Genomic DNA, 21,437 nt, shown 5'->3' on the forward strand with positions numbered 1-21,437 from the left:
TCGCGGGCGATACACTGGTCATACGAGTCATTGTGGTAATGAGGTAAAACATGAATCCAATGTTAGCCCTTCGGCAATATCAGAAGGTGGGGGCGCAAGCCCAGACATCCGAAGCCAGCCCGCATCGTCTGGTGCAGATGCTGATGGAAGGCGGCCTGGATCGCATCGCCCAGGCCAAAGGCGCCATGGAGCGCAAGGACATTCCCGGCAAGGGAGCGTCGATCAGCAAGGCTATCGGCATCATCGGTGGCTTGCGTGAAGGTCTGGATCTGGAAAAGTCCGCCGAAACCGTTGGCGAACTCGACCGTCTGTACTCGTACATGATGAAGCGCCTCGCCGAGGCGAACATCAAGAGCGACCCGCGGATTCTCGATGAAGTCGCTGGTTTGCTGCGCACGGTAAAAGAAGGCTGGGATGCCATCGCCGCGCCAGGTCCGCAGTTTTAAGGAGATCACCATGAGTCTTGTATTGCAGCGAATCGAACAAACCCGTGAAGCGCTGGTCGGTGCCCTGGCCGAGCGCAACTGGGAGGTGATCGGTCAATTGGATCTGGATTGCCGTTCCTGCATGGAAGACGTCTTGAGTGAGGCTTCGCTGGACGAGGTGGCGTTGCGCGATAATCTTGAGGAGCTGCTGCATGTTTACAAGCAGCTGCTTGAGGTGGCGATGGGGGAGAGGCAGGCGATAGTCGACGAGATGTCTCAGATCCAGCAAGCACGAAGTGCCGCAAAGGTTTACCATCTGTTTGGTTAATCCCCGGTTAATCCAAACATAGTGCGCCATAAATTTGACTGTGCACGGTTTTTTGACTTAACTAGTGGCTGGTTCCAGATTTCAGGCGTCTACAGGCATAACGTGCCTGCAAGCGTCTAGCTTGCCCCTTCATTTCGGGCATTGAGTTGACTAGGGAAGTTGCTATTGCATGTGGCGTGAAACCAAAATTCTGCTGATTGATGACGATAGCGTCCGTCGCCGCGATTTAGCGGTGATTTTAAATTTTCTCGGTGAAGAAAATTTACCCTGCGGTAGCCATGACTGGCAGCAGGCGGTCGGCTCGTTGTCATCAAGTCGTGAAGTCATTTGTGTGCTGATCGGGACGGTTAGTGCTCCTGGTGCACTTCTGGGCTTGTTAAAGACACTCTCGACCTGGGATGAGTTCCTTCCGGTTTTGTTAATGGGCGATAATTCTTCCGTTGACCTGCCGGATGACCAGCGTCGCCGGGTGCTTTCGACCCTCGAAATGCCGCCCAGCTACAGCAAGTTGCTCGACTCCCTGCACCGTGCCCAGGTCTATCGCGAGATGTATGACCAGGCCCGCGAGCGCGGTCGTCATCGTGAACCCAATCTGTTTCGCAGCCTTGTCGGCACCAGCCGGGCGATTCAACACGTCCGTCAGATGATGCAGCAAGTGGCCGACACCGATGCCAGCGTGCTGATCCTCGGCGAGTCCGGCACCGGCAAGGAAGTGGTCGCGCGCAACCTGCACTACCATTCCAAGCGTCGTGATGCGCCGTTCGTTCCAGTCAACTGCGGGGCGATCCCGGCCGAGTTGCTGGAAAGCGAACTGTTCGGCCATGAGAAGGGCGCGTTCACCGGGGCGATCACCAGTCGCGCCGGGCGTTTCGAACTGGCCAACGGCGGCACGCTGTTCCTCGACGAAATCGGCGACATGCCGTTGCCGATGCAGGTCAAGCTGCTGCGCGTCCTGCAGGAGCGCACCTTCGAGCGCGTGGGCAGCAACAAGACCCAGAGCGTCGATGTGCGGATCATCGCAGCGACCCACAAGAATCTCGAAAGCATGATCGAGATCGGCACCTTCCGCGAAGACTTGTACTATCGCCTGAACGTGTTCCCGATCGAGATGGCGCCACTGCGCGAGCGCGTTGAAGACATTCCGTTGCTGATGAACGAGTTGATCTCGCGCATGGAGCACGAGAAGCGCGGTTCGATCCGATTCAATTCGGCGGCGATCATGTCCCTGTGCCGTCACGGCTGGCCGGGCAACGTTCGTGAGCTGGCCAACCTGGTGGAGCGCATGGCGATCATGCATCCGTACGGGGTGATCGGTGTGGTCGAGTTGCCGAAGAAATTCCGCTATGTCGATGACGAAGACGAACAACTGGTCGACAGCCTGCGCAGCGATCTTGAAGAGCGGGTGGCCATCAACGGTCATGCCCCGGACTTCAGCGCCAATGCGCTGCTGCCACCGGAAGGCCTGGACCTGAAGGACTACCTCGGTGGTCTGGAGCAAGGGCTGATTCAGCAGGCGCTGGATGATGCCAATGGCATCGTGGCGCGTGCCGCCGAACGTCTGCGCATTCGTCGTACCACCCTGGTGGAGAAGATGCGCAAGTACGGTATGAGTCGTCGTGAGGGTGATGAACAGGCGGATGATTGACGCCTGTTTTTCAAGTCCTTCATTTGTAGGCGGTTTTTTTTAGGCACGGGTATTGCTACATCTCTTGCAACGTTCCGTTTCACTGACGGTCAGCCAAGCGAGAGAGCACGATGCCCCAAGCCGCCCAGATGTCTCCTGTCCCTGACGCTTCGGGGCAACCGTCGTCCGTAGAGCAGGCAAGCCGGCTTGGCCTTGAGCAGGCGTTCGCCCTGTTCAACCAGATGTCGAGCCAATTGACTGACTCCTACAGCATGCTCGAAGCCCGGGTCACCGAGCTCAAGGGCGAGTTGGCGGTGGTCAGCGCTCAACGCATGCAGGAACTGGCGGAAAAAGAACGCCTGGCCAACCGCCTGCAAAACCTCCTCGACCTGTTACCCGGTGGGGTCATCGTCATTGATGCCCAGGGCATGGTGCGCGAAGCCAATCCGGCGGCCTGCGAGTTGCTCGGCCTGCCGCTCGAAGGTGAGCTGTGGCGTCACGTCATTGCTCGTTGCTTTGCGCCCCGTGAGGACGACGGTCATGAAATCTCCCTGAAGGACGGCCGGCGCCTGTCGATCGCCACTCGCTCGCTGGATGCCGAGCCCGGTCAGTTGGTGTTGCTCAACGACCTGACTGAAACCCGTCACCTGCAAGGTCAACTGGCTCGCCATGAACGCTTGTCTTCCCTGGGACGAATGGTTGCCTCGCTGGCCCATCAGATTCGTACACCGCTCTCGGCCGCTTTGCTCTACGCCAGTCATTTGACTGAGCAGGAATTGCCGGTCGCCACCCAGCAACGATTCGCCGGTCGCTTGAAAGAGCGCCTGCACGAGTTGGAGCATCAGGTGCGCGACATGCTGGTGTTTGCTCGTGGCGAGTTGCCGCTGACCAATCGCGTGACGCCAAAGGAGCTGATGCAATCGCTGCAAGCCGCAGCCCTGACTCATGTTCAGGAACTGCCAATCCGCTGGCAGTGCGACAGCCATGCCGGGGAGTTGCTGTGCAATCGCGACACCTTGGTCGGTGCGATTCTGAATTTGATCGAGAATGCGATCCAGGCCAGTAACGGTGCTGTGCGCCTCAAGGTCCACCTGTATACCCGTGGCAACAACCTGCGCCTGTGCATCAGCGACAGCGGCAGCGGGATCGATGAGGCGGTGCTGGCGCGTCTGGGCGAACCTTTTTTCACCACCAAAACCACCGGCACTGGCCTGGGTCTGACCGTGGTCAAGGCAGTGGCCCGTGCTCATCAGGGAGAATTGCACTTGCGCTCGCGGCTCGGTCGCGGCACGTGTGCGCTGGTGACCCTGCCGTTGTTTTCCAGCGCATCGGATGCGGAGTGAAGGACATGGCAATCAAGGTTTTACTGGTCGAGGATGACCGTGCGCTGCGCGAAGCGCTGGCCGATACGCTGTTGCTCGCGGGGCACGATTTCAAGGCTGTCGGTTCCGCGGAAGAAGCGCTGGCGGCGGTCGGTGGCGAGGCGTTCAATCTTGTCGTCAGCGACGTCAATATGCCGGGCATGGACGGCCACCAATTGCTCGGCTTGCTGCGCGCTCGCCAGCCACAATTGCCGGTGCTATTGATGACGGCGCACGGCGCAGTGGAGCGGGCGGTCGATGCCATGCGTCAGGGCGCGGCGGATTATCTGGTCAAGCCGTTCGAGCCCAAGGCTTTGCTCGATCTGGTGGCGCGCCACGCGCTGGGCAGTCTCGGTGCCACTGACGGCGAAGGGCCGATCGCGTTCGAGCCGGCCAGTGCGCAACTGCTGGAGCTGGCCGCGCGAGTGGCGCGCAGTGATTCCACGGTATTGATCTCCGGCGAGTCCGGCACCGGCAAGGAAGTGTTGGCGCGTTACATTCACCAGCATTCCCATCGTGCCAGCCAGCCGTTCATTGCCATCAACTGCGCGGCGATCCCCGACAACATGCTCGAGGCCACGCTGTTCGGCCACGAGAAAGGCTCGTTCACTGGCGCCATCGCAGCTCAGGCCGGTAAGTTCGAACAAGCTGACGGCGGGACCATCCTGCTCGACGAAATTTCTGAAATGCCCATGGGCCTGCAGGCCAAGCTGCTGCGTGTATTGCAAGAGCGCGAAGTCGAGCGGGTCGGCGCGCGCAAGCCGATCAGCCTGGACATTCGTGTCGTGGCGACCACTAACCGTGATCTGGCCGGTGAAGTGGCGGCGGGGCGTTTTCGTGAGGATCTTTATTATCGGCTGTCGGTTTTTCCGCTGGCCTGGCGTCCGTTGCGCGAGCGCACCGCCGACATCCTGCCGCTGGCCGAGCGCTTGTTGGCCAAACACGTCAATAAAATGAAGCATGCGGCGGCCAGGTTGTCGCCCGAGGCTCAGGCGTGTCTGATCGGTTATCCGTGGCCGGGCAATGTTCGCGAGCTGGATAACGCCATCCAGCGCGCGCTGATTTTGCAGCAGGGCGGGTTGATTCAGCCGCAGGATTTCTGTCTCGCCGGTCCCGTGATGTTCGCCACGTTGCCAGTGGCAGCGCCGGTGCCCGCCGTGATTCGTGAGGTGGAAATCGAAGCGGATTCGGCCGGAGCCTTGGGCGACGACCTGCGCCGTCATGAGTTCCAGATGATCATCGACACCTTGCGTTCCGAGCGTGGCCGCCGCAAAGAGGCCGCCGAGCGCCTGGGCATCAGCCCGCGCACGTTGCGCTACAAACTGGCGCAAATGCGCGACGCCGGAATGGACGTGGAAGGCTACCTGTTCGCTACGTGAGTCGTGGCGCAAAGACTTGAAAATGCTTTTCTGAAAGGGCTGCCCATGAGCTGGCACCCTTGTTGCTAACACCTCACTACCCGCCGAGTGAGTGTCAAAAAATTGCGGGTCGCCAGAGAGAGTAGACCATGAGCCAAGGTATTGAATTTAATCGATTGATGTTGGACATGCGCTCCATGCAAATGGATGCCATGTCTGCGTCAAAATCGACTGCCGCAGTCCCTGAATTGGGTGGCAGCAGCTTTGCCGACATGCTCGGTCAGGCCGTCAATAAAGTGAACGACACCCAGCAGGCGTCAAATCAGCTGTCCAGTGCCTTTGAAATTGGCAAAAGCGGCGTTGATCTGACGGATGTAATGATTTCCTCGCAGAAGGCCAGCGTGTCTTTTCAAGCGTTGACCCAAGTGCGTAACAAGCTGGTTCAGGCCTACCAAGACATCATGCAGATGCCGGTTTAAGGACGAGATTGAGTCATGGCAGAAGCAGTCGCCGATAATGTTCCGGCCAAGGCCACTCCGATAGACGGTAAACCGCCGCTGTTCGGGTTGTCCTTCCTGGAAAACCTCTCCGAGATGACCATGTTGCGTCAGGTGGGCCTGTTGGTCGGTCTGGCTGCGAGCGTGGCGATTGGCTTTGCCGTGGTGTTGTGGTCGCAGCAGCCGGACTACCGGCCTTTGTACGGCAGTCTTGCCGGTATGGACGCCAAACAGGTTATGGAAACCCTGGCCGCCGCTGACATCCCTTATACCGTTGAACCCAACTCCGGTGCCTTGCTGGTCAAGGCCGATGATGTGTCCCGTGCGCGGCTCAAGCTCGCGGCGGCTGGTGTCACTCCCAGCGACGGCAACATCGGTTTTGAAATCCTCGACAAGGACCAGGGCTTGGGGACCAGCCAGTTCATGGAAGCGACCCGTTATCGTCGCGGCCTCGAAGGTGAATTGGCTCGCACTATCTCCAGCCTGAACAACGTCAAGGGTGCCCGCGTGCACTTGGCGATTCCGAAAAGCTCGGTCTTCGTGCGCGATGAGCGCAAGCCAAGTGCGTCGATTCTGGTTGAACTGTATTCCGGCCGCTCCCTGGAGCCAGGCCAGGTGTTGGCGATCATTAACCTTGTTGCCACTGCCGTTCCCGAACTGAGCAAGTCGCAGATCACCGTCGTCGACCAGAAGGGCAACCTGCTGTCCGATCAGGCGGAGAACTCCGAACTGACCATGGCCGGCAAGCAATTCGATTACAGCCGCCGCATGGAAAGCATGCTGACCCAGCGCGTGCACAACATCCTGCAGCCGGTGCTGGGCAATGACCGCTATAAAGCCGAAGTCTCGGCCGACGTGGATTTCAGCGCCGTTGAATCGACCTCCGAGCAGTTCAACCCGGACCAACCGGCGTTGCGCAGCGAGCAGTCGACTTCTGAACAACGCACCGCCAGCAATGGCCCGCAAGGCGTGCCGGGTGCCCTGAGCAACCAGCCGCCGTCGCCAGCCTCGGCGCCGCAAAAAACCGGTGGCGCTCCCGCGGCGGCGGCCATGGTGCAGCCAGGCCAGCCGTTGCTGGATGCCAATGGTCAGCAAATCATGGACCCGACCACCGGCCAGCCGATGCTTGCACCTTACCCGGCGGACAAGCGTCAACAATCCACCAAAAACTTCGAGCTTGATCGCTCCATCAGTCACACCAAACAGCAACAGGGCCGTTTGAATCGCCTGTCGGTGTCGGTGGTGGTGGATGACCAGATCAAGATCAACGCGGCCAACGGTGAAACCACCCGCGCGCCATGGAGCGCCGATGAATTGGCGCGCTTCACTCGCCTGGTGCAGGACGCCGTCGGTTTCGACGCCAGCCGTGGTGACAGTGTCAGCGTGATCAACATGCCGTTCTCCGCTGAGCGCGGTGAAGTGATTGCCGATATTCCGTTCTACTCCCAGCCCTGGTTCTGGGACGTCGTCAAGCAAGTGCTGGGTGTGTTGTTCATCCTGGTGCTGGTGTTCGGTGTGCTGCGTCCGGTGCTCAACAACATCACCGGTGGCGGCAAAGGCAAGCAACTGGCCGGTCTGGGTAGCGACGTAGAGTTGGGTGGCATGGGCGGCCTGGACGGCGAACTGTCCAACGACCGCGTCAGCCTCGGCGGCCCGCAAAGCATCCTGTTGCCGAGCCCGAGCGAAGGCTATGACGCACAGCTGAACGCAATCAAGAGTTTGGTGGCAGAAGATCCGGGTCGTGTGGCCCAGGTCGTGAAAGAGTGGATTAACGCAGATGAGTGATAACCGAGCCGCTGTCGCCAAACTGTCCCGGGTCGATAAAGCCGCGATTCTGCTGCTGTCCCTGGGTTCGACCGACGCCGCCCAAGTGCTGCGCCACATGGGGCCTAAAGAGGTCCAGCGTGTGGGTGTGGCCATGGCGCAAATGGGTAACGTGCACCGCGAGCAAGTCGAGCAGGTGATGAGCGAGTTCGTCGACATCGTCGGCGACCAGACCAGCCTGGGCGTCGGCTCCGACGACTACGTGCGCAAAATGCTCACCCAAGCCCTGGGCGAAGACAAGGCCAACGGCCTGATCGACCGCATCCTGCTGGGTGGCAACACCAGTGGCCTCGACAGCCTGAAGTGGATGGAACCGCGCGCCGTCGCCGACGTGATCCGTTACGAGCACCCACAGATCCAGGCGATCGTCGTGGCGTACCTCGACCCGGACCAGGCCGGTGAAGTACTCGGCAACTTCGACCACAAAGTACGCTTGGACATCATTCTGCGAGTTTCCTCGCTGAACACCGTGCAGCCAGCAGCCCTGAAAGAACTCAACCAGATTCTCGAGAAGCAGTTCTCCGGCAACTCGAACGCCTCGCGCACCACTTTGGGTGGTATCAAGCGTGCGGCCGACATCATGAACTTCCTCGACAGCTCGATCGAAGGTCAGTTGATGGACTCGATCCGCGAAGTCGACGAAGACCTGTCCGGTCAGATCGAAGACCTCATGTTCGTGTTCAACAACCTGTCCGATGTCGACGACCGCGGGATTCAGGCGTTGCTGCGCGAAGTGTCCTCCGACGTACTGGTGCTGGCCCTCAAGGGCTCGGACGAAGGCGTCAAGGAAAAGATCTTCAAGAACATGTCCAAACGAGCGGCCGAACTGTTGCGCGACGACCTCGAGGCCAAAGGCCCGGTGCGTGTCAGCGACGTGGAAACCGCGCAGAAAGAAATCCTCACCATTGCCCGCCGTATGGCCGAAGCCGGAGAAATCGTTCTCGGCGGGAAGGGTGGCGAAGAGATGATCTAAGCCCATGGACAAGCACGACGACGATGTGACGGATCTGATCCGTGCCCGCGATGTTCGCGGTTTCGAATCCTGGGCGTTGCCCAGCTTCGATCCGCCGAAACCGGAGCCTGAGCCGGAACCGGAGCCCGAACCGCCGGAAATGGAAGAAGTGCCCCTGGACGAAGTCCAGCCGCTGACCTTGGAAGAACTCGAAAGCATCCGTCAGGAGGCCTACAACGAAGGCTTCGCCACGGGTGAAAAAGAAGGTTTCCACAGCACCACGCTCAGGGTCCGTCAGGAAGCCGAGGTGGCCCTGGCCGCCAAGATTGCTGGCCTTGAGCAGCTGATGAGTCATCTGTTCGAGCCAATCGCCGAGCAGGACACCCAGATCGAAAAGTCGTTGGTTGACCTCGTGCAGCACATTACCAAACAGGTGATTCAGCGCGAGCTGGCGATCGACTCGACGCACATCGAACACGTCATGCGCGAGGCCCTCAAGCTGTTGCCGCTGGGCGTGGGCAATGTGCGGCTGTACATCAATCCGCAGGATTTCGAACAGGTCAAAGCCCTGCGCGAGCGCCATGAAGAAACCTGGCGCATCGTCGAGGACGAGGCATTGTTGCCTGGCGGTTGCCGGGTTGAAACCGAGCACAGCCGGATCGACGCTACTGTCGAAACCCGCGTCGCCCGGGTCATGGACAAGCTGTTCGATCAGTTGCATGAACAAGCGCTGCACCCGGCCGAGCCAGACATGAGCCTTGAACTGCCGGTCGACGCCGCCAAGCCTGCGGTCGAGCCGACCGAGCCAGGTCTGGAGCCAGAGCCGGAAATCCCCGATGCGCCTTGATCGCACCAGTTTCGCCAAGCGCCTTGGTGGTTACACCGAGGCCACGGAACTGGCCGGCGCGCCAATCCTTGAAGGCCGCCTGCTGCGCATGGTCGGCCTGACCCTCGAAGCTGAAGGCTTGCGCGCCGCCATGGGCAGCCGCTGCATGGTCATCAACGACGACAGTTACCACCCGGTGCAGGTTGAAGCCGAAGTCATGGGCTTCTCCGGCAGCAAAGTCTTTCTGATGCCGGTTGGCAGCGTTGCCGGCATCGCGCCGGGAGCGCGCGTGGTGCCAATGGCCGATACCGGTCGTTTGCCGATGGGCATGAGCATGCTCGGTCGAGTGCTAGATGGCGCCGGTCGCGCGCTGGACGGCAAGGGCGGGATGAAAGCCGAAGACTGGGTGCCGATGGACGGCCCGACGATCAACCCACTCAAGCGTGACCCGATCAGCCAGCCGCTGGACGTGGGCATTCGCTGCATCAACGGTTTGTTGACGGTCGGTCGCGGTCAGCGTCTCGGGCTGTTTGCCGGTACCGGCGTGGGTAAGTCTGTGCTGCTGGGCATGATGACCCGCTTCACCGAGGCCGACATTATCGTCGTTGGGCTGATCGGCGAGCGGGGTCGTGAAGTTAAGGAATTCATCGAGCACATCCTCGGTGAAGAAGGCCTCAAGCGTTCGGTGGTCGTTGCCTCGCCGGCGGACGATGCGCCGCTGATGCGCCTGCGCGCCGCGATGTACTGCACGCGCATCGCCGAGTATTTCCGCGACAAGGGCAAGAATGTCCTGTTGCTCATGGATTCGCTGACCCGTTTCGCCCAGGCCCAGCGGGAAATCGCCCTGGCCATCGGCGAACCGCCGGCGACCAAGGGTTATCCGCCGTCGGTGTTCGCCAAATTGCCAAAACTGGTGGAGCGGGCCGGCAACGCCGAGAAGGGCGGCGGTTCGATCACCGCGTTCTACACCGTTCTGTCCGAAGGCGATGACCAGCAGGACCCGATCGCCGACGCCGCGCGAGGTGTGCTCGACGGGCACATCGTGCTGTCCCGGCGCCTGGCTGAAGAAGGTCATTACCCGGCCATCGACATCGAAGCGTCCATCAGCCGGGTCATGCCGTCAGTGGTCACGCCTGAACACATGATGCGCGCCCAGTATTTCAAGCAGTTGTGGTCGCGTTATCAGCAGAGTCGAGACTTGATCAGCGTCGGCGCCTATGTAGCCGGTGGTGATCGGGAAACCGACCTGGCGATTTCCTTGCAGCCGCAGCTGGTCAAGTATCTGCGCCAGGGCCTGAACGACAGCATCAGCCTGGGCGAAAGCGAAGCCTACCTCGGCACGATCTTCGCCCCTGCGGCCGGCGGTTAACCGGCCATGGCCCAGAGTCGAGCAGGGCGTCTGGCACCGGTGGTCGAAATGGCCGAAAAGGTTGAGAAAACCGCTGTCCAGCGCTTGGGGCACTTTCAGGGGCAGGTTCGGCTAGCCGAAAGCAAGCTCGCCGACCTTGAAGCCTTTCGCCTCGATTACCAGGAACAATGGATCATCCGCGGCAGCAGTGGCGTTTCCGGCCAGTGGTTGCTGGGTTATCAGGGCTTTCTGGCGCAACTGGGCACGGCCATCGATCAGCAGCGCCAAAGCCTGGTCTGGCATCAAAACAATCTGAACAAGGCGCGCGAGGCTTGGCAGAAGGCGTTCGCCCGGGTTGAAGGCCTGCGCAAACTGGTTCAACGCTACATGGAAGAGGCGCGCAAGCTCGAAGACCGGCGCGAGCAGAAGTTGCTGGATGAGTTGTCCCAGCGGTTGCCGCGTCAGGATCCGTATTAAGGCTGATAGACCGCGTTATCGTTCATCGCGAGCAAGCTCGCTCCCACAGGGGATCTGTGTTGGTCGCAAAATTGTGATTCAACTCGGTTACCTGTGGGAGCGAGCTTGCTCGCGAAGGGGGCGCCAGATTCACAGAGGATTGACGAACCGCTGATACTTCCCGCCTTGCCCCTATCCTCGGCAGGTGCTAAACCTTGTACACACGTTGTTCAATGACAAGGAAGCCGTTAAATGTCAGTCGTTACAGAAGTCTCCCAAAATGGGCAAAAACTGACGATTTCGATCAAGGGGCGATTCGATTTTGCCAAGCACCAGGAATTTCGCGAGTCCTACGAAAATCGTGAGCCAAAGCCCGAGTCCTTTGAAGTGAACCTGAAGGACGCCACCTACCTCGACAGTTCTGCGCTCGGCATGTTGTTGCTGTTGCGTGATCACGCCGGTGGCGAAAACGCCGAGATCACGTTGACCCACGCCAACGCCGATGTGCGCAAGATTCTGGCCATTTCCAACTTCGAACAAATCTTCGACGTGGCGTGATCGCCATGCAGTCGTTGTTCGAGCCCCTGACGATCCTGATCGCTGAAGACAGCGCGGCTGATCGCATGCTGCTGTCGAGCATCGTCCGGCGCCAGGGTCATCAAGTGTTGACCGCAGCCAACGGGGCCGAGGCGGTCGAAGCGTTCCGTCAGCAGCAGCCACAACTGGTATTGATGGACGCCATGATGCCGGTGATGGACGGTTTCGAGGCGGCGCGGCAGATCAAGGCGCTGGCGGGGGAAACCCTGGTGCCGATCATCTTTCTGACCTCGCTGACTGAAAGCGAAGCCCTGGCCCGCTGCCTGGAGGCTGGCGGTGACGACTTTCTGGCGAAGCCCTACAACCAAGTGATCCTCGGAGCCAAGATCAAGGCGATGGACCGCTTGCGCCGCTTGCAGGCCACCGTGCTTGAACAGCGTGACCAAATCGCCCGGCACCACGACTATTTGCTCAATGAGCAGCGGGTGGCGAAGGCGGTATTCGACAAAATTGCCCACTCCGGCTGCCTGAATGCACCGAATATTCGCTACCTGCAATCGCCCTACGCGCTGTTCAATGGCGATCTGCTGCTGGCCGCGTTTACCCCGGCTGGCGACATGCACGTGCTACTCGGCGATTTCACCGGTCATGGCCTGCCGGCTGCGGTTGGCGCCATGCCTCTGGCGGAAGTGTTTTATGGCATGACCGCCAAGGGCTTCGGCTTGCCGGAAACCCTGCGGGAGATGAATGCCAAGCTCAAGCGCATCCTGCCGGTGGACATGTTCTGTTGCGCGACCCTGATGTGCCTGAGTTTCCAGCGACGTTCGGTTGAGGTCTGGAATGGCGGGATGCCGGACGGTTACCTGCACAGCTCCGCCAGCGGCGAACGTACAGCGCTGACGGCGCGGCACCTGCCACTGGGGGTGCTGAGCCCGCAAACCTTCGATGACCGCACAGAAGTGTTTCCGATGGCAGTTGGCGATCGGGTATTCCTGCTGTCCGATGGGGTGATCGACACCTGTGACGCCAACGAGCAGTTGTTCGGCATCGAGCGATTAGAGCGAGTGTTTGCGGCCAATCGTCAGCCCGAGGTGTTGTTCGAAGAGATCGAACAGGCCCTGCGCGACTTCCGTGGCGAGGCCCGGGATGATGTGAGCATGGTCGAAGTCGCTATGCTGGACCTCGCACATGTCAGCCCGACGGCGCCGGTGTATTCCGACAGTGGTCAGTCCTGTCCGCTGGACTGGTCGGTGAGCTTCGAGTTCCGCGCCGCCACCCTTAAACGTTTCAATCCGCTGCCGTTTCTATTGCAATTGCTGCTGGAGGTCCATGGCCTTAGGGCGCAAAGTGGCGCCTTGTACAGTGTTCTGGCCGAGCTGTATTCCAATGCTCTGGAGCACGGCGTGCTGGGCCTGGATTCGAGTCTCAAGCGCGATGCCTCGGGTTTTGCGCGCTATTATCAGGAGCGCAATGCGCGCCTCGATGGTTTACAGGACGGTTATGTGCGTATCCACCTCCAGGTTAAACCCGTGAGCAATGGCGGATGCCTGGTGATCCGCGTCGACGACAGTGGCAAGGGTTTCGATGTGGCGCAGGTGATGGACCGTCCCCTGGATGGCGTCCGCCTGTCGGGACGGGGCGTCAGTCTGGTTCGTCAACTGAGCCGCAAGGCGAGTTGGTCAGACGATGGTCGTAGTGCGCACGTGGAGTTTTACTGGGAGGCTCTGGCATAATCCGCGAATTCTTGATCAAGGAGTGAACAAGTGGCTGACACACATCTGGATCGCGACGTGCTGAGCGCGTTGCAGGAAGTCATGGAGGATGAGTATCCGACCTTGCTGGATACCTTCATCGCCGATTCCGAAAGTCGCTTGGTTGAGCTGCGCAAGACTGCAGACGCCAAGGTCTTGTCGGAAGTTGCCCATAGCTTCAAGGGCAGCGCCAGCAACATGGGTGCTGTCCGCTTGGCAGAGCTCTGCCAGGAGCTGGAGTCGGACGCCAAAGACAAAAGCCCTGCGCAAATCGCCAAACTGGTCGCCGAGATCAGTAGCGAATTCGCTCAAGTGCGGCCTGATTATGAGCATGAGCGCCAGCACGCGCTAACCCAATAAAACTAGCCGTCCGGCGCTTTTCCACGGCGCCGGACAAAACTGGCTCGACCCTTGCAGCTATCTCCATTGACTGTACCTACGATCCCAGTGCAGCGGAGACCGCGTTATGCCCGTTACCCCCAACTCGCTTCTTCAGGCCGCCGCAAAGGCCAAGCCTCAAGCCGCCTCCGCCAACACCCCGCTGGTGGCTGCGGTGCCTGTGGATAAGGCGTCCAGCTTCGCCAAGGTCTTCGCCAATCAAGCCCAGAACAAGCCTGCCATGACGACTGACGCCCCGATGAAGTCGGCGCGCGACAAGGTCGCCGACACCAGCGGCAAGAAGGACGTCAGCAAGGATCAATCTGCCCCTGCGAAGCCAGCGGTTGCCGATAGCGGCAATGCCTTGCCTGCCGACAAGCCGGTGGCGGCCGACGACAAGACCGCCAGCAGCGACGATGCCACTGATACCACGCAGACTCCGGTGACGGATGCCGCTCCAGTCGACCCGACGCTGGATCCTGCATTGGTTGCCGTCGTCCAACCGGTAGTGACGCCACCCGTCGTGGCGGCTCCGGTGGCCGAAGCGACCACTCCGGCGAAAACCGAAACCCCGGCCGTGGCCGTGTTGCCAGGTGTGGTCAAAGATCCGGCGGCGAGCACCGACAGCGATTTCGATCCAGCGGCCGACCCGCTCGATGCGATGCCGGCCTTGCGCATGGCCATGGAGCAGAGCGGCCACGTGTCCGCTTCCAGCCAGGCACAACCCAAAGCGGCGCCGACCCAGACGCAAGGCGATGGCGACCTGACCTCGGCGCAAAGCTTCGCCGCCGGCATGGCGACCATGCTTGAGGTGCAAACCGACAAGGACAGCACCAGTCAGGGCGGCGACAAGGCGTTCAGTGGTTTGATCAACGAAGGTCTCAAGGACCTGACGTCTTCCAGCAGCGATACCCGTGTCGATGATTTTGCCAGCCGTCTGGCGGCATTAACCCAGGCCGCCACACCGAAAACCGCCAATGCATTGCCAGTACAGGTCAATCAGCCGATTGCCATGCATCAGAGCGGCTGGACTGACGAAGTGGTAAACCGCGTCATGTATCTGTCCAGCGCCAATCTCAAGGCGGCCGACATCCAGTTGCAGCCGGCTGAACTGGGGCGCCTGGATATTCGGGTGAACATGGCGCCGGACCAGCAGACCCAAGTAACCTTCATGAGCGCTCACCCAGCGGTTCGCGAAGCGCTGGACGGTCAAATGCATCGCCTGCGTGACATGTTTGCGGAGCAGGGCATGGGCCAGGTCGACGTCAACGTGTCCGATCAGTCCCGTGGCTGGCAGGGCCAGGGGCAGGATCAGCAGGCGCAGCAAGGGCAAAGCGGTCGCACCAATGCCAGCGGCGGTCGCGTTGATGGCATGGACGATGAAATCGTGCCGACGGTTGCAGAAGTGGCGGCCAGCACCACCAGCGTCATCGGCTCCAGCGCCGTCGACTACTACGCCTGATCCCTCCCCTGTAGGAGCGAGGCTTGCCCGCGAAGAACGATGATGCGGTTTAACTGATAAACCGCAATGCTTTCTTCGCGGGCAAGTCGGATCGCCGCACCGCTCGCTCCTACATTGATTCCCCAGCACCTCAAATTCCCCCTCCGACACTTCTGGCATAACACTTGCTCTTGCCTTGCCGTGCGACTGTGAAAACCTGAATAGTGACGGATTATTGGCATGGCGAAGAGCGAAGCAGCAGCAGCGGTAAAAGACCCTGCAACCAAAGGCAAACTCAAGCTGATCATTGCGATCGTGGTGGCGGTGCTGCTGGCGATCGGCTTGTCCGTGGGGGCGACCTGGTACTTCATGCACAGCGCCGCCAGTAAACCTGCCGTCGTGGCAGACACCGCCCCGGCTGGCAAACAACCGGCGGTCTTCGAACCCATGGCGCCGGCCTTCGTCGCCAACTACAACCAGAACGGTCGTCAGCGCTACATGCAGGTGAGCATCACCATGCAGGGTCGCAACCAGGCCGATCTGGACGCGCTTAAAGTGCACATGCCGGTCATCCGCAATAACCTCGTCATGCTGTTCTCCGGCCAGGACTTCGCCACACTCGCGACCCCGGTCGGCCAAGAAATGCTGCGTCAGAAGGCCACCGCCAGCGTCCAGGAAGTGGCGCAGAAAGAGCTCGGCAAAGTGGTCATCGAACAGTTGCTTTTCACTAATTTCGTACTGCAGTAGGAACACGACATGGCCGTGCAGGACCTGCTGTCCCAGGATGAGATCGATGCGCTGTTGCATGGCGTCGACGATGGTCTGGTACAGACCGATAACGCTGCTGAACCCGGCAGCGTCAAAAGTTACGACCTGACCAGCCAGGATCGGATCGTCCGCGGACGCATGCCGACCCTGGAAATGATCAACGAGCGTTTCGCCCGCTACACCCGCATCAGCATGTTCAACATGCTGCGTCGCTCGGCAGACGTTGCCGTCGGTGGCGTGCAGGTGATGAAGTTCGGCGAATACGTGCACTCGCTGTACGTGCCGACCAGCCTCAACCTGGTCAAGATCAAACCGTTGCGCGGCACTGCTCTGTTTATCCTCGACGCCAAACTGGTGTTCAAACTGGTGGACAACTTCTTCGGCGGCGATGGCCGTCACGCGAAGATCGAAGGGCGTGAATTCACCCCGACCGAGCTGCGTGTGGTGCGCATGGTGCTGGAGCAGGCGTTCGTCGATTTGAAAGAAGCCTGGCAGGCGATCATGGAAGTGAACTTCGAGTACATCAACTCGGAAGTGAACCCGGCCATGGCCAACATCGTCGGCCCGAGCGAAGCGATTGTGGTCTCGACGTTCCACATCGAACTCGATGGCGGTGGCGGCGACCTGCACGTGACCATGCCGTACTCGATGATCGAGCCGGTGCGTGAAATGCTCGACGCCGGCTTCCAGTCGGACCTCGATGACCAGGACGAGCGCTGGGTCAACGCCCTGCGCCAGGACGTGCTCGATGTCGACGTGCCGATTGGCGCCACCGTGGCCCGTCGTCAGTTGCGTCTGCGCGACATCCTGCACATGCAGCCGGGGGACATTATCCCGGTCGAGATGCCGGAAGAAATGATCATGCGCGCCAACGGCGTGCCTGCGTTCAAGGTCAAGATGGGTTCGCACAAAGGCAACCTCGCGTTGCAAGTGATCGAGCCGATCGAGCGCCGTTGATCGGCGCTTAACTCCCCCATTTAACACTGGCCGCTTCGAGTTGAAGAGCGGTCCGCCGAGGACACATGATGAACGACGATATGAACGCCCAGGACGACCAGGCACTGGCTGATGAATGGGCTGCTGCGCTGGAAGAAACCGGTGACGCCGGCCAGGACGATATCGATGCCTTGCTGGCCGCGGATACCGGTGGCTCGGCGTCCAACCGTCTGCAGATGGAAGAGTTCGGCAGCGTGCCGAAGAACAACGAGCCGGTGACCCTCGACGGTCCGAACCTGGACGTGATCCTCGACATCCCGGTGTCGATTTCCATGGAAGTCGGTAGCACCGACATCAACATCCGTAACCTGCTGCAACTCAACCAGGGTTCGGTCATCGAGCTGGATCGCCTGGCCGGTGAGCCGCTGGACGTGCTGGTCAACGGCACGCTGATCGCTCACGGCGAAGTGGTTGTGGTCAACGAGAAGTTCGGCATCCGCCTGACTGACGTGATCAGCCCAAGCGAACGCATCAAGAAGCTGCGCTAAGTGAAAAAGGTTCTGGGTTCTTTGCCGGGAATGCTGCTGGCGTTGCCGTTCAGCGTGATGGCGGCCGAGCCGATTGCGACGGCCACTGCCGCGGTGAATACCGCGACGGCTGCCGTTGCGCCGGCGGTCAGCAGCGGCGTGGCGGGGCAATTGACGCAATTGGTGTTCGGCCTGTTGTTGGTGCTGGGGTTGATCTTCTTCCTCGCCTGGCTGTTGCGTCGGGTCCAGCAGGCCGGGCCGGCCGGCAAGGGGCAGGTGATCGACATCATCGGTTCCCGTGCCCTGGGCCCGCGTGATCGCTTGATGCTGATCCAGGTCGGCAACGAGCAGATCCTGCTTGGCCTGAGCCCCGGCACCATCACCGCGTTGCATGTGCTCAAGGAGCCAGTGCAGGTGCCGAGCGGGACTGAAAAATCGACCCCGGAGTTTGCCCAGCGCCTGATGGAGTTGTTGGGCAAGGATCAGAAGGATAAGAAGTAATGGGTGCGCTACGCATCGTCTTGACGCTGGCCCTGATGCTGGTTGCGCCGCTGGCGCTCGCCGCCGATCCGTTGTCGATTCCGGCAATCACCTTGGGCACCAACGCCAACGGGGCTCAGGAATACTCGGTCAGCCTGCAGATTCTGCTGATCATGACCGCGCTGAGTTTCATTCCGGCGTTCGTCATGCTGATGACCAGCTTCACCCGGATCATCATCGTGTTCTCGATCCTGCGTCAGGCTCTTGGCTTGCAGCAGACGCCGTCGAATCAGATCCTCACCGGCATGGCGCTGTTCCTGACCATGTTCATCATGGCGCCGGTGTTCGACCGGGTGAACAACGATGCCTTGCAGCCGTACCTGGCGGAGAAAATGACCGCCCAGGATGCCGTGCTCAAGGCTCAAGTGCCAATCAAGGACTTCATGCTGGCCCAGACCCGCACCAGCGATCTGGAGCTGTTCATGCGTTTGTCCAAGCGCACTGACATCGCCACGCCGGATCAGGCGCCGTTGACCATTCTGGTGCCGGCGTTCGTGACGTCGGAGCTAAAAACCGCGTTCCAGATCGGCTTCATGATCTTCATTCCGTTCCTGATCATCGACCTGGTTGTGGCCAGTGTGCTGATGGCGATGGGTATGATGATGCTCTCGCCGCTGATCATTTCCCTGCCGTTCAAAATCATGCTGTTCGTGCTGGTGGATGGTTGGGCGTTGATTATCGGTACGTTGGCCAGCAGCTTTGGGGGTGTTTCGCCATGACGCCAGAAGTCGCCGTAGATATCTTTCGGGATGCGTTGTGGCTGACCACCATGATGGTTGCGGTGCTGGTGATTCCGAGCCTGCTCGTGGGCCTTTTGGTCGCGATGTTCCAGGCCGCGACCCAGATCAACGAACAGACCTTGAGCTTCCTGCCGCGCCTGCTGGTGATGCTGGTGACGTTGATCGTGGCCGGCCCGTGGCTGGTACAGACGTTCATGGACTACATCCTGCGGTTGTACGGCAATATTCCAATGGTCATTGGCTAAGTCATGTCTCTGCTGCAACTGACCGATACCCAGATCAGCACCTGGGTGGCGACGTTCATGTTGCCGCTGTTTCGCGTCGGCACTTTGCTGATGGTCATGCCGATTTTCGGCACAACCCTGGTGCCCAGGCGCGTGCGGGCGTATTTCGCGCTGGCGATCACGGTGGTCATCACGCCGGCGTTGCCGCCCATGCCGCCGGTCAATCCGCTGGACTTGAGCGGGCTGCTGCTGATCGGTGAGCAGATCATCATTGGCGCCGTGTTGGGCTTCTCCTTGCAGTTGTTCTTCCAGGCGTTCGTGGTGGCGGGGCAGATCGTTGCGATCCAGATGGGCATGGGCTTCGCGTCCATGGTCGACCCCACCAACGGCGTATCGGTGGCGGTGATCGGGCAGTTCTTCACCATGCTGGTGACGCTGTTGTTTCTGTCGATGAACGGCCACCTGGTGGTCTTCGAAGTCCTCACCGAAAGCTTCACCACGTTGCCGGTCGGCAGCGGGTTTATGGTCGATAACTTCTGGCAACTGGCGGGCAAGCTCGGCTGGGTGCTGGGGGCGGCACTGGTGTTGGTTTTGCCGGCGATCACCGCGTTGCTGGTGGTCAACATCGCGTTTGGCGTGATGACCCGGGCGGCGCCGCAACTGAACATCTTCTCCATTGGTTTTCCGCTGACCCTGGTACTCGGGATGTTCATCCTCTGGATCAGCCTGGGTGACATTCTCAACCAGTACCAGCCGATGGCCGTGGAGGCCTTGCAGTTTCTGCGCGAACTGGCACGGGTGCACTGAGCCATGGCTGAGAGCGAAAGCGGTCAAGACAAAACAGAAGACCCCACGGACAAGCGCAAGAAAGACTCCCGCGACAAAGGCGAGGTGGCGCGCTCCAAGGAACTCAATACCCTGGCGATCATGCTCGTCGGCGCTGGCGCACTGCTGATTTTCGGCGGAGTCCTGGCCCAAGACATGATGGAGTTGATGCGCCTTAACTTCTCGTTGCCGCGGGAGGTGATCCTCGATCAGAAATCCATGGGCAACTACCTGATGCACTCGGGTCAGGTTGCCTTGTGGGCCATTCAGCCGATCATGATCTCCCTGCTTCTGGCAGCGCTCATCGGCCCGATTTCTCTGGGCGGCTGGTTGTTCTCCGCGAGCAGCATGGCGCCGAAATTCAGCCGGATGAACCCGCTCAGCGGCCTCAAACGGATGTTTTCCACCAAGGCCCTGGTCGAGCTGCTCAAAGCGTTTGCCAAGTTCACCATCGTCTTGTTTGTGGCGCTGGCGGTGTTGTCCTCGGACATCGCTGACTTGCAGCGCATCGCCCACGAACCCTTGGAGACGGCGATCATCCACAGCATTCAGGTGGTGGGTTGGAGTACGTTGTGGATGGCTTGCGGGTTGATCATCATCGCGGCGGTCGACGTGCCGGTGCAGTTGTGGGAAAGCCACAAGAAGCTGCTGATGACCAAGCAGGAAGTGCGCGACGAGCACAAGGATTCGGAAGGGCGGCCAGAGGTCAAACAGCGAATTCGTCAGCTGCAGCGCGAGATGTCCCAGCGCCGCATGATGGCGGCGATCCCCAATGCCGACGTGGTCATCACCAACCCGACCCACTACGCCGTCGCGCTCAAGTACGACCCGGAGAAGGGCGGGGCGCCGATGTTGATCGCCAAGGGCAGTGACTTCCTGGCGTTGAAGATGCGTGAAATTGCCGTGGCCAACGAAGTACTGCTGCTCGAATCGCCGGCCCTGGCGCGTTCGATTTACTACTCCACAGAACTCGACCAGGAAATCCCTGGCGGCTTGTACCTGGCGGTTGCTCAGGTACTGGCCTACGTCTACCAGATCCGCCAGCACCGCGCCGGCAAGGGCAAGCGCCCGGACCCGCTCAAGGACGACCTGCCGATCCCACCGGATTTGCGCCGCGATTCCTGATCGATCAAAAGCAAAAGATCGCAGCCTTCGGCAGCTCCTACCGGGATTGCATTCCACCTGTAGAAGCTGCCGAAGGCTGCGATCTTTTTCTGTCCGAATGATAATCCAGCCCCTGCGAGATCCTTGTGGCGAGGGGATTCATCCCCGCTGGGCTGCGCAGCAGCCCCAAAACCTGTGACTTCTATCGTTCGGGAATACCGAGTGTCAGGTTTCACGACTGCTGCGCAGCCGAACGGGGATAAATCCCCTCGCCACGGATTTTTGTCTGACTTCTCAGGCGGGCAGCTCGAGATTATCCAGCGCCCGATTCACCGCCAACTCCCCCAGCATGATCAATTGCGCAATGCCCAGCAGCGTCCTGCGTTGTGATGCGGGTATGAGGTTGGCGAAGTCATTGGCGATGGTTCTGGCTGAGGCGAGGGTTTCGCAGGCGTTGGCCAACAGTTCTTCGTTTTTGAAGTCTGCGGTGACGGCGAACATAGAGCGGGTTTTGCGTTGAATGGGAGCAGACCCGGGCGGGCAGAGGTAGTGATCGAGGGCGCGCTCGGCGGCTTCGTGGAGTTTTTTTGAATCGAGGGATTCGTAGGGGGAGGTGAGGTCGGTTTCGGTTTCGGGTGGGTTGGGTGTTGGTTTGATCATGGTGAAG

The 21,437-nt window shown here is 60.2% G+C and carries 24 protein-coding genes; 23 read left to right on the top strand and 1 reads right to left on the bottom strand.

All coding sequences use genetic code 11. The features are described 5' to 3' along the window. Positions 1-50: 50 nt before the first annotated feature. From fliS to flhB, 23 genes are all read left to right on the top strand, one after another. Positions 51-446, top strand: coding sequence for a flagellar export chaperone FliS (fliS, locus tag JFT87_RS12750; RefSeq protein ID WP_201201763.1), 396 nt, complete (start codon positions 51-53; stop codon positions 444-446). 10 nt (positions 447-456) lie between these two features. Then, the gene (locus JFT87_RS12755) at positions 457-753 is read left to right on the top strand and encodes a flagellar protein FliT (RefSeq protein WP_201201764.1); all 297 of its coding nucleotides are present in this window, start codon (positions 457-459) and stop codon (positions 751-753) included. A gap of 169 nt (positions 754-922) precedes the next feature. Further along, positions 923-2,398, top strand: a complete 1,476-nt coding sequence (locus JFT87_RS12760) for a sigma-54 dependent transcriptional regulator (protein WP_201201766.1) — start codon at positions 923-925, stop codon at positions 2,396-2,398. Positions 2,399-2,526: 128 nt separating this feature from the next. Next, positions 2,527-3,720 carry a sensor histidine kinase gene (locus JFT87_RS12765; protein WP_201201767.1) on the top strand — a complete coding sequence of 398 codons (1,194 nt, stop codon included), beginning with the start codon at positions 2,527-2,529 and terminating at the stop codon, positions 3,718-3,720. 5 nt (positions 3,721-3,725) lie between these two features. Further along, positions 3,726-5,117, top strand: coding sequence for a sigma-54-dependent transcriptional regulator (locus JFT87_RS12770; RefSeq protein ID WP_201201768.1), 1,392 nt, complete (start codon positions 3,726-3,728; stop codon positions 5,115-5,117). A gap of 128 nt (positions 5,118-5,245) precedes the next feature. Then, complete coding sequence (gene fliE, locus JFT87_RS12775; protein WP_201201769.1) at positions 5,246-5,575, top strand: flagellar hook-basal body complex protein FliE; 330 nt, start codon at positions 5,246-5,248, stop codon at positions 5,573-5,575. A 15-nt stretch (positions 5,576-5,590) separates the two neighbouring features. Beyond that, positions 5,591-7,378 carry a flagellar basal-body MS-ring/collar protein FliF gene (fliF, locus tag JFT87_RS12780; RefSeq protein WP_201201770.1) on the top strand — a complete coding sequence of 596 codons (1,788 nt, stop codon included), beginning with the start codon at positions 5,591-5,593 and terminating at the stop codon, positions 7,376-7,378. Beyond that, positions 7,371-8,390 (top strand): flagellar motor switch protein FliG, encoded by a 1,020-nt coding sequence (fliG, locus tag JFT87_RS12785; RefSeq protein WP_003184041.1) that lies wholly within the window; start codon positions 7,371-7,373, stop codon positions 8,388-8,390. The genes fliF and fliG overlap by 8 nt, the downstream gene beginning before the upstream one ends. A gap of 4 nt (positions 8,391-8,394) precedes the next feature. Then, positions 8,395-9,216, top strand: a complete 822-nt coding sequence (gene fliH / locus JFT87_RS12790) for a flagellar assembly protein FliH (RefSeq protein WP_201201771.1) — start codon at positions 8,395-8,397, stop codon at positions 9,214-9,216. Then, on the top strand, positions 9,206-10,564 hold the full coding sequence (gene fliI, locus JFT87_RS12795) for a flagellar protein export ATPase FliI (RefSeq protein WP_201195013.1): 1,359 nt from the start codon (positions 9,206-9,208) through the stop codon (positions 10,562-10,564). The genes fliH and fliI overlap by 11 nt, the downstream gene beginning before the upstream one ends. 6 nt (positions 10,565-10,570) lie before the next feature. Next, positions 10,571-11,020, top strand: coding sequence for a flagellar export protein FliJ (fliJ, locus tag JFT87_RS12800; protein WP_201201772.1), 450 nt, complete (start codon positions 10,571-10,573; stop codon positions 11,018-11,020). 231 nt (positions 11,021-11,251) lie between these two features. Next, complete coding sequence (locus tag JFT87_RS12805; protein ID WP_201195011.1) at positions 11,252-11,557, top strand: STAS domain-containing protein; 306 nt, start codon at positions 11,252-11,254, stop codon at positions 11,555-11,557. Positions 11,558-11,562: 5 nt separating this feature from the next. Continuing rightward, a complete protein-coding gene (locus tag JFT87_RS12810) occupies positions 11,563-13,269 on the top strand; it encodes a fused response regulator/phosphatase (RefSeq protein ID WP_201201773.1) in 1,707 nt (568 codons plus the stop codon). Positions 13,270-13,299: 30 nt separating this feature from the next. Further along, positions 13,300-13,647, top strand: coding sequence for an Hpt domain-containing protein (locus JFT87_RS12815; protein ID WP_201201775.1), 348 nt, complete (start codon positions 13,300-13,302; stop codon positions 13,645-13,647). Between the two features lie 106 nt (positions 13,648-13,753). Further along, positions 13,754-15,127: a flagellar hook-length control protein FliK gene (locus tag JFT87_RS12820; protein ID WP_201201777.1), complete on the top strand. Its 1,374-nt coding sequence runs from the start codon at positions 13,754-13,756 to the stop codon at positions 15,125-15,127. Between the two features lie 219 nt (positions 15,128-15,346). Continuing rightward, positions 15,347-15,853 carry a flagellar basal body-associated protein FliL gene (gene fliL / locus JFT87_RS12825; RefSeq protein WP_201201779.1) on the top strand — a complete coding sequence of 169 codons (507 nt, stop codon included), beginning with the start codon at positions 15,347-15,349 and terminating at the stop codon, positions 15,851-15,853. A gap of 9 nt (positions 15,854-15,862) precedes the next feature. Further along, positions 15,863-16,831, top strand: a complete 969-nt coding sequence (fliM, locus tag JFT87_RS12830) for a flagellar motor switch protein FliM (protein WP_201201780.1) — start codon at positions 15,863-15,865, stop codon at positions 16,829-16,831. A gap of 68 nt (positions 16,832-16,899) precedes the next feature. Further along, positions 16,900-17,358 (top strand): flagellar motor switch protein FliN, encoded by a 459-nt coding sequence (gene fliN / locus JFT87_RS12835; protein ID WP_416195329.1) that lies wholly within the window; start codon positions 16,900-16,902, stop codon positions 17,356-17,358. Beyond that, complete coding sequence (gene fliO / locus JFT87_RS12840) at positions 17,359-17,838, top strand: flagellar biosynthetic protein FliO (RefSeq protein ID WP_201201782.1); 480 nt, start codon at positions 17,359-17,361, stop codon at positions 17,836-17,838. After that, the gene (gene fliP, locus JFT87_RS12845; protein WP_201201789.1) at positions 17,838-18,596 is read left to right on the top strand and encodes a flagellar type III secretion system pore protein FliP; all 759 of its coding nucleotides are present in this window, start codon (positions 17,838-17,840) and stop codon (positions 18,594-18,596) included. Before fliO ends, fliP begins: the two co-directional genes overlap by 1 nt. Further along, positions 18,593-18,862, top strand: coding sequence for a flagellar biosynthesis protein FliQ (gene fliQ, locus JFT87_RS12850; protein ID WP_201201791.1), 270 nt, complete (start codon positions 18,593-18,595; stop codon positions 18,860-18,862). Before fliP ends, fliQ begins: the two co-directional genes overlap by 4 nt. Before the next feature lie 3 nt (positions 18,863-18,865). Next, entirely contained in the window at positions 18,866-19,648 is a 783-nt protein-coding gene (gene fliR, locus JFT87_RS12855; protein WP_201201793.1) for a flagellar biosynthetic protein FliR, read from the top strand. A 3-nt stretch (positions 19,649-19,651) separates the two neighbouring features. Then, positions 19,652-20,791 carry a flagellar biosynthesis protein FlhB gene (flhB, locus tag JFT87_RS12860; RefSeq protein WP_201201795.1) on the top strand — a complete coding sequence of 380 codons (1,140 nt, stop codon included), beginning with the start codon at positions 19,652-19,654 and terminating at the stop codon, positions 20,789-20,791. Between the two features lie 273 nt (positions 20,792-21,064). Here the strand turns inward: flhB and JFT87_RS12865 are convergent, their stop codons facing one another. Beyond that, positions 21,065-21,430: a DUF6124 family protein gene (locus JFT87_RS12865; protein WP_201201796.1), complete on the bottom strand. Its 366-nt coding sequence runs from the start codon at positions 21,428-21,430 to the stop codon at positions 21,065-21,067. Positions 21,431-21,437: the final 7 nt, after the last annotated feature.

Origin of the sequence: Pseudomonas sp. TH15 (genome assembly GCF_016651105.1) — a bacterium.
Taxonomy (GTDB): Bacteria; Pseudomonadota; Gammaproteobacteria; order Pseudomonadales; family Pseudomonadaceae; genus Aquipseudomonas.

What these genes read in the sequence shown, in the direction of transcription:
- fliS (WP_201201763.1), top strand. Translation starts at nt 51, where the DNA reads ATGAATCCAATGTTAGCCCTTCGGCAATATCAGAAGGTGGGGGCGCAA.
- JFT87_RS12755 (WP_201201764.1), top strand. Translation starts at nt 457, where the DNA reads ATGAGTCTTGTATTGCAGCGAATCGAACAAACCCGTGAAGCGCTGGTC.
- JFT87_RS12760 (WP_201201766.1), top strand. Translation starts at nt 923, where the DNA reads ATGTGGCGTGAAACCAAAATTCTGCTGATTGATGACGATAGCGTCCGT.
- JFT87_RS12765 (WP_201201767.1), top strand. Translation starts at nt 2,527, where the DNA reads ATGTCTCCTGTCCCTGACGCTTCGGGGCAACCGTCGTCCGTAGAGCAG.
- JFT87_RS12770 (WP_201201768.1), top strand. Translation starts at nt 3,726, where the DNA reads ATGGCAATCAAGGTTTTACTGGTCGAGGATGACCGTGCGCTGCGCGAA.
- fliE (WP_201201769.1), top strand. Translation starts at nt 5,246, where the DNA reads ATGAGCCAAGGTATTGAATTTAATCGATTGATGTTGGACATGCGCTCC.
- fliF (WP_201201770.1), top strand. Translation starts at nt 5,591, where the DNA reads ATGGCAGAAGCAGTCGCCGATAATGTTCCGGCCAAGGCCACTCCGATA.
- fliG (WP_003184041.1), top strand. Translation starts at nt 7,371, where the DNA reads ATGAGTGATAACCGAGCCGCTGTCGCCAAACTGTCCCGGGTCGATAAA.
- fliH (WP_201201771.1), top strand. Translation starts at nt 8,395, where the DNA reads ATGGACAAGCACGACGACGATGTGACGGATCTGATCCGTGCCCGCGAT.
- fliI (WP_201195013.1), top strand. Translation starts at nt 9,206, where the DNA reads ATGCGCCTTGATCGCACCAGTTTCGCCAAGCGCCTTGGTGGTTACACC.
- fliJ (WP_201201772.1), top strand. Translation starts at nt 10,571, where the DNA reads ATGGCCCAGAGTCGAGCAGGGCGTCTGGCACCGGTGGTCGAAATGGCC.
- JFT87_RS12805 (WP_201195011.1), top strand. Translation starts at nt 11,252, where the DNA reads ATGTCAGTCGTTACAGAAGTCTCCCAAAATGGGCAAAAACTGACGATT.
- JFT87_RS12810 (WP_201201773.1), top strand. Translation starts at nt 11,563, where the DNA reads ATGCAGTCGTTGTTCGAGCCCCTGACGATCCTGATCGCTGAAGACAGC.
- JFT87_RS12820 (WP_201201777.1), top strand. Translation starts at nt 13,754, where the DNA reads ATGCCCGTTACCCCCAACTCGCTTCTTCAGGCCGCCGCAAAGGCCAAG.
- fliL (WP_201201779.1), top strand. Translation starts at nt 15,347, where the DNA reads ATGGCGAAGAGCGAAGCAGCAGCAGCGGTAAAAGACCCTGCAACCAAA.
- fliM (WP_201201780.1), top strand. Translation starts at nt 15,863, where the DNA reads ATGGCCGTGCAGGACCTGCTGTCCCAGGATGAGATCGATGCGCTGTTG.
- fliN (WP_416195329.1), top strand. Translation starts at nt 16,900, where the DNA reads ATGAACGACGATATGAACGCCCAGGACGACCAGGCACTGGCTGATGAA.
- fliP (WP_201201789.1), top strand. Translation starts at nt 17,838, where the DNA reads ATGGGTGCGCTACGCATCGTCTTGACGCTGGCCCTGATGCTGGTTGCG.
- fliQ (WP_201201791.1), top strand. Translation starts at nt 18,593, where the DNA reads ATGACGCCAGAAGTCGCCGTAGATATCTTTCGGGATGCGTTGTGGCTG.
- fliR (WP_201201793.1), top strand. Translation starts at nt 18,866, where the DNA reads ATGTCTCTGCTGCAACTGACCGATACCCAGATCAGCACCTGGGTGGCG.
- flhB (WP_201201795.1), top strand. Translation starts at nt 19,652, where the DNA reads ATGGCTGAGAGCGAAAGCGGTCAAGACAAAACAGAAGACCCCACGGAC.
- JFT87_RS12865 (WP_201201796.1), bottom strand. Translation starts at nt 21,430, where the DNA reads ATGATCAAACCAACACCCAACCCACCCGAAACCGAAACCGACCTCACC.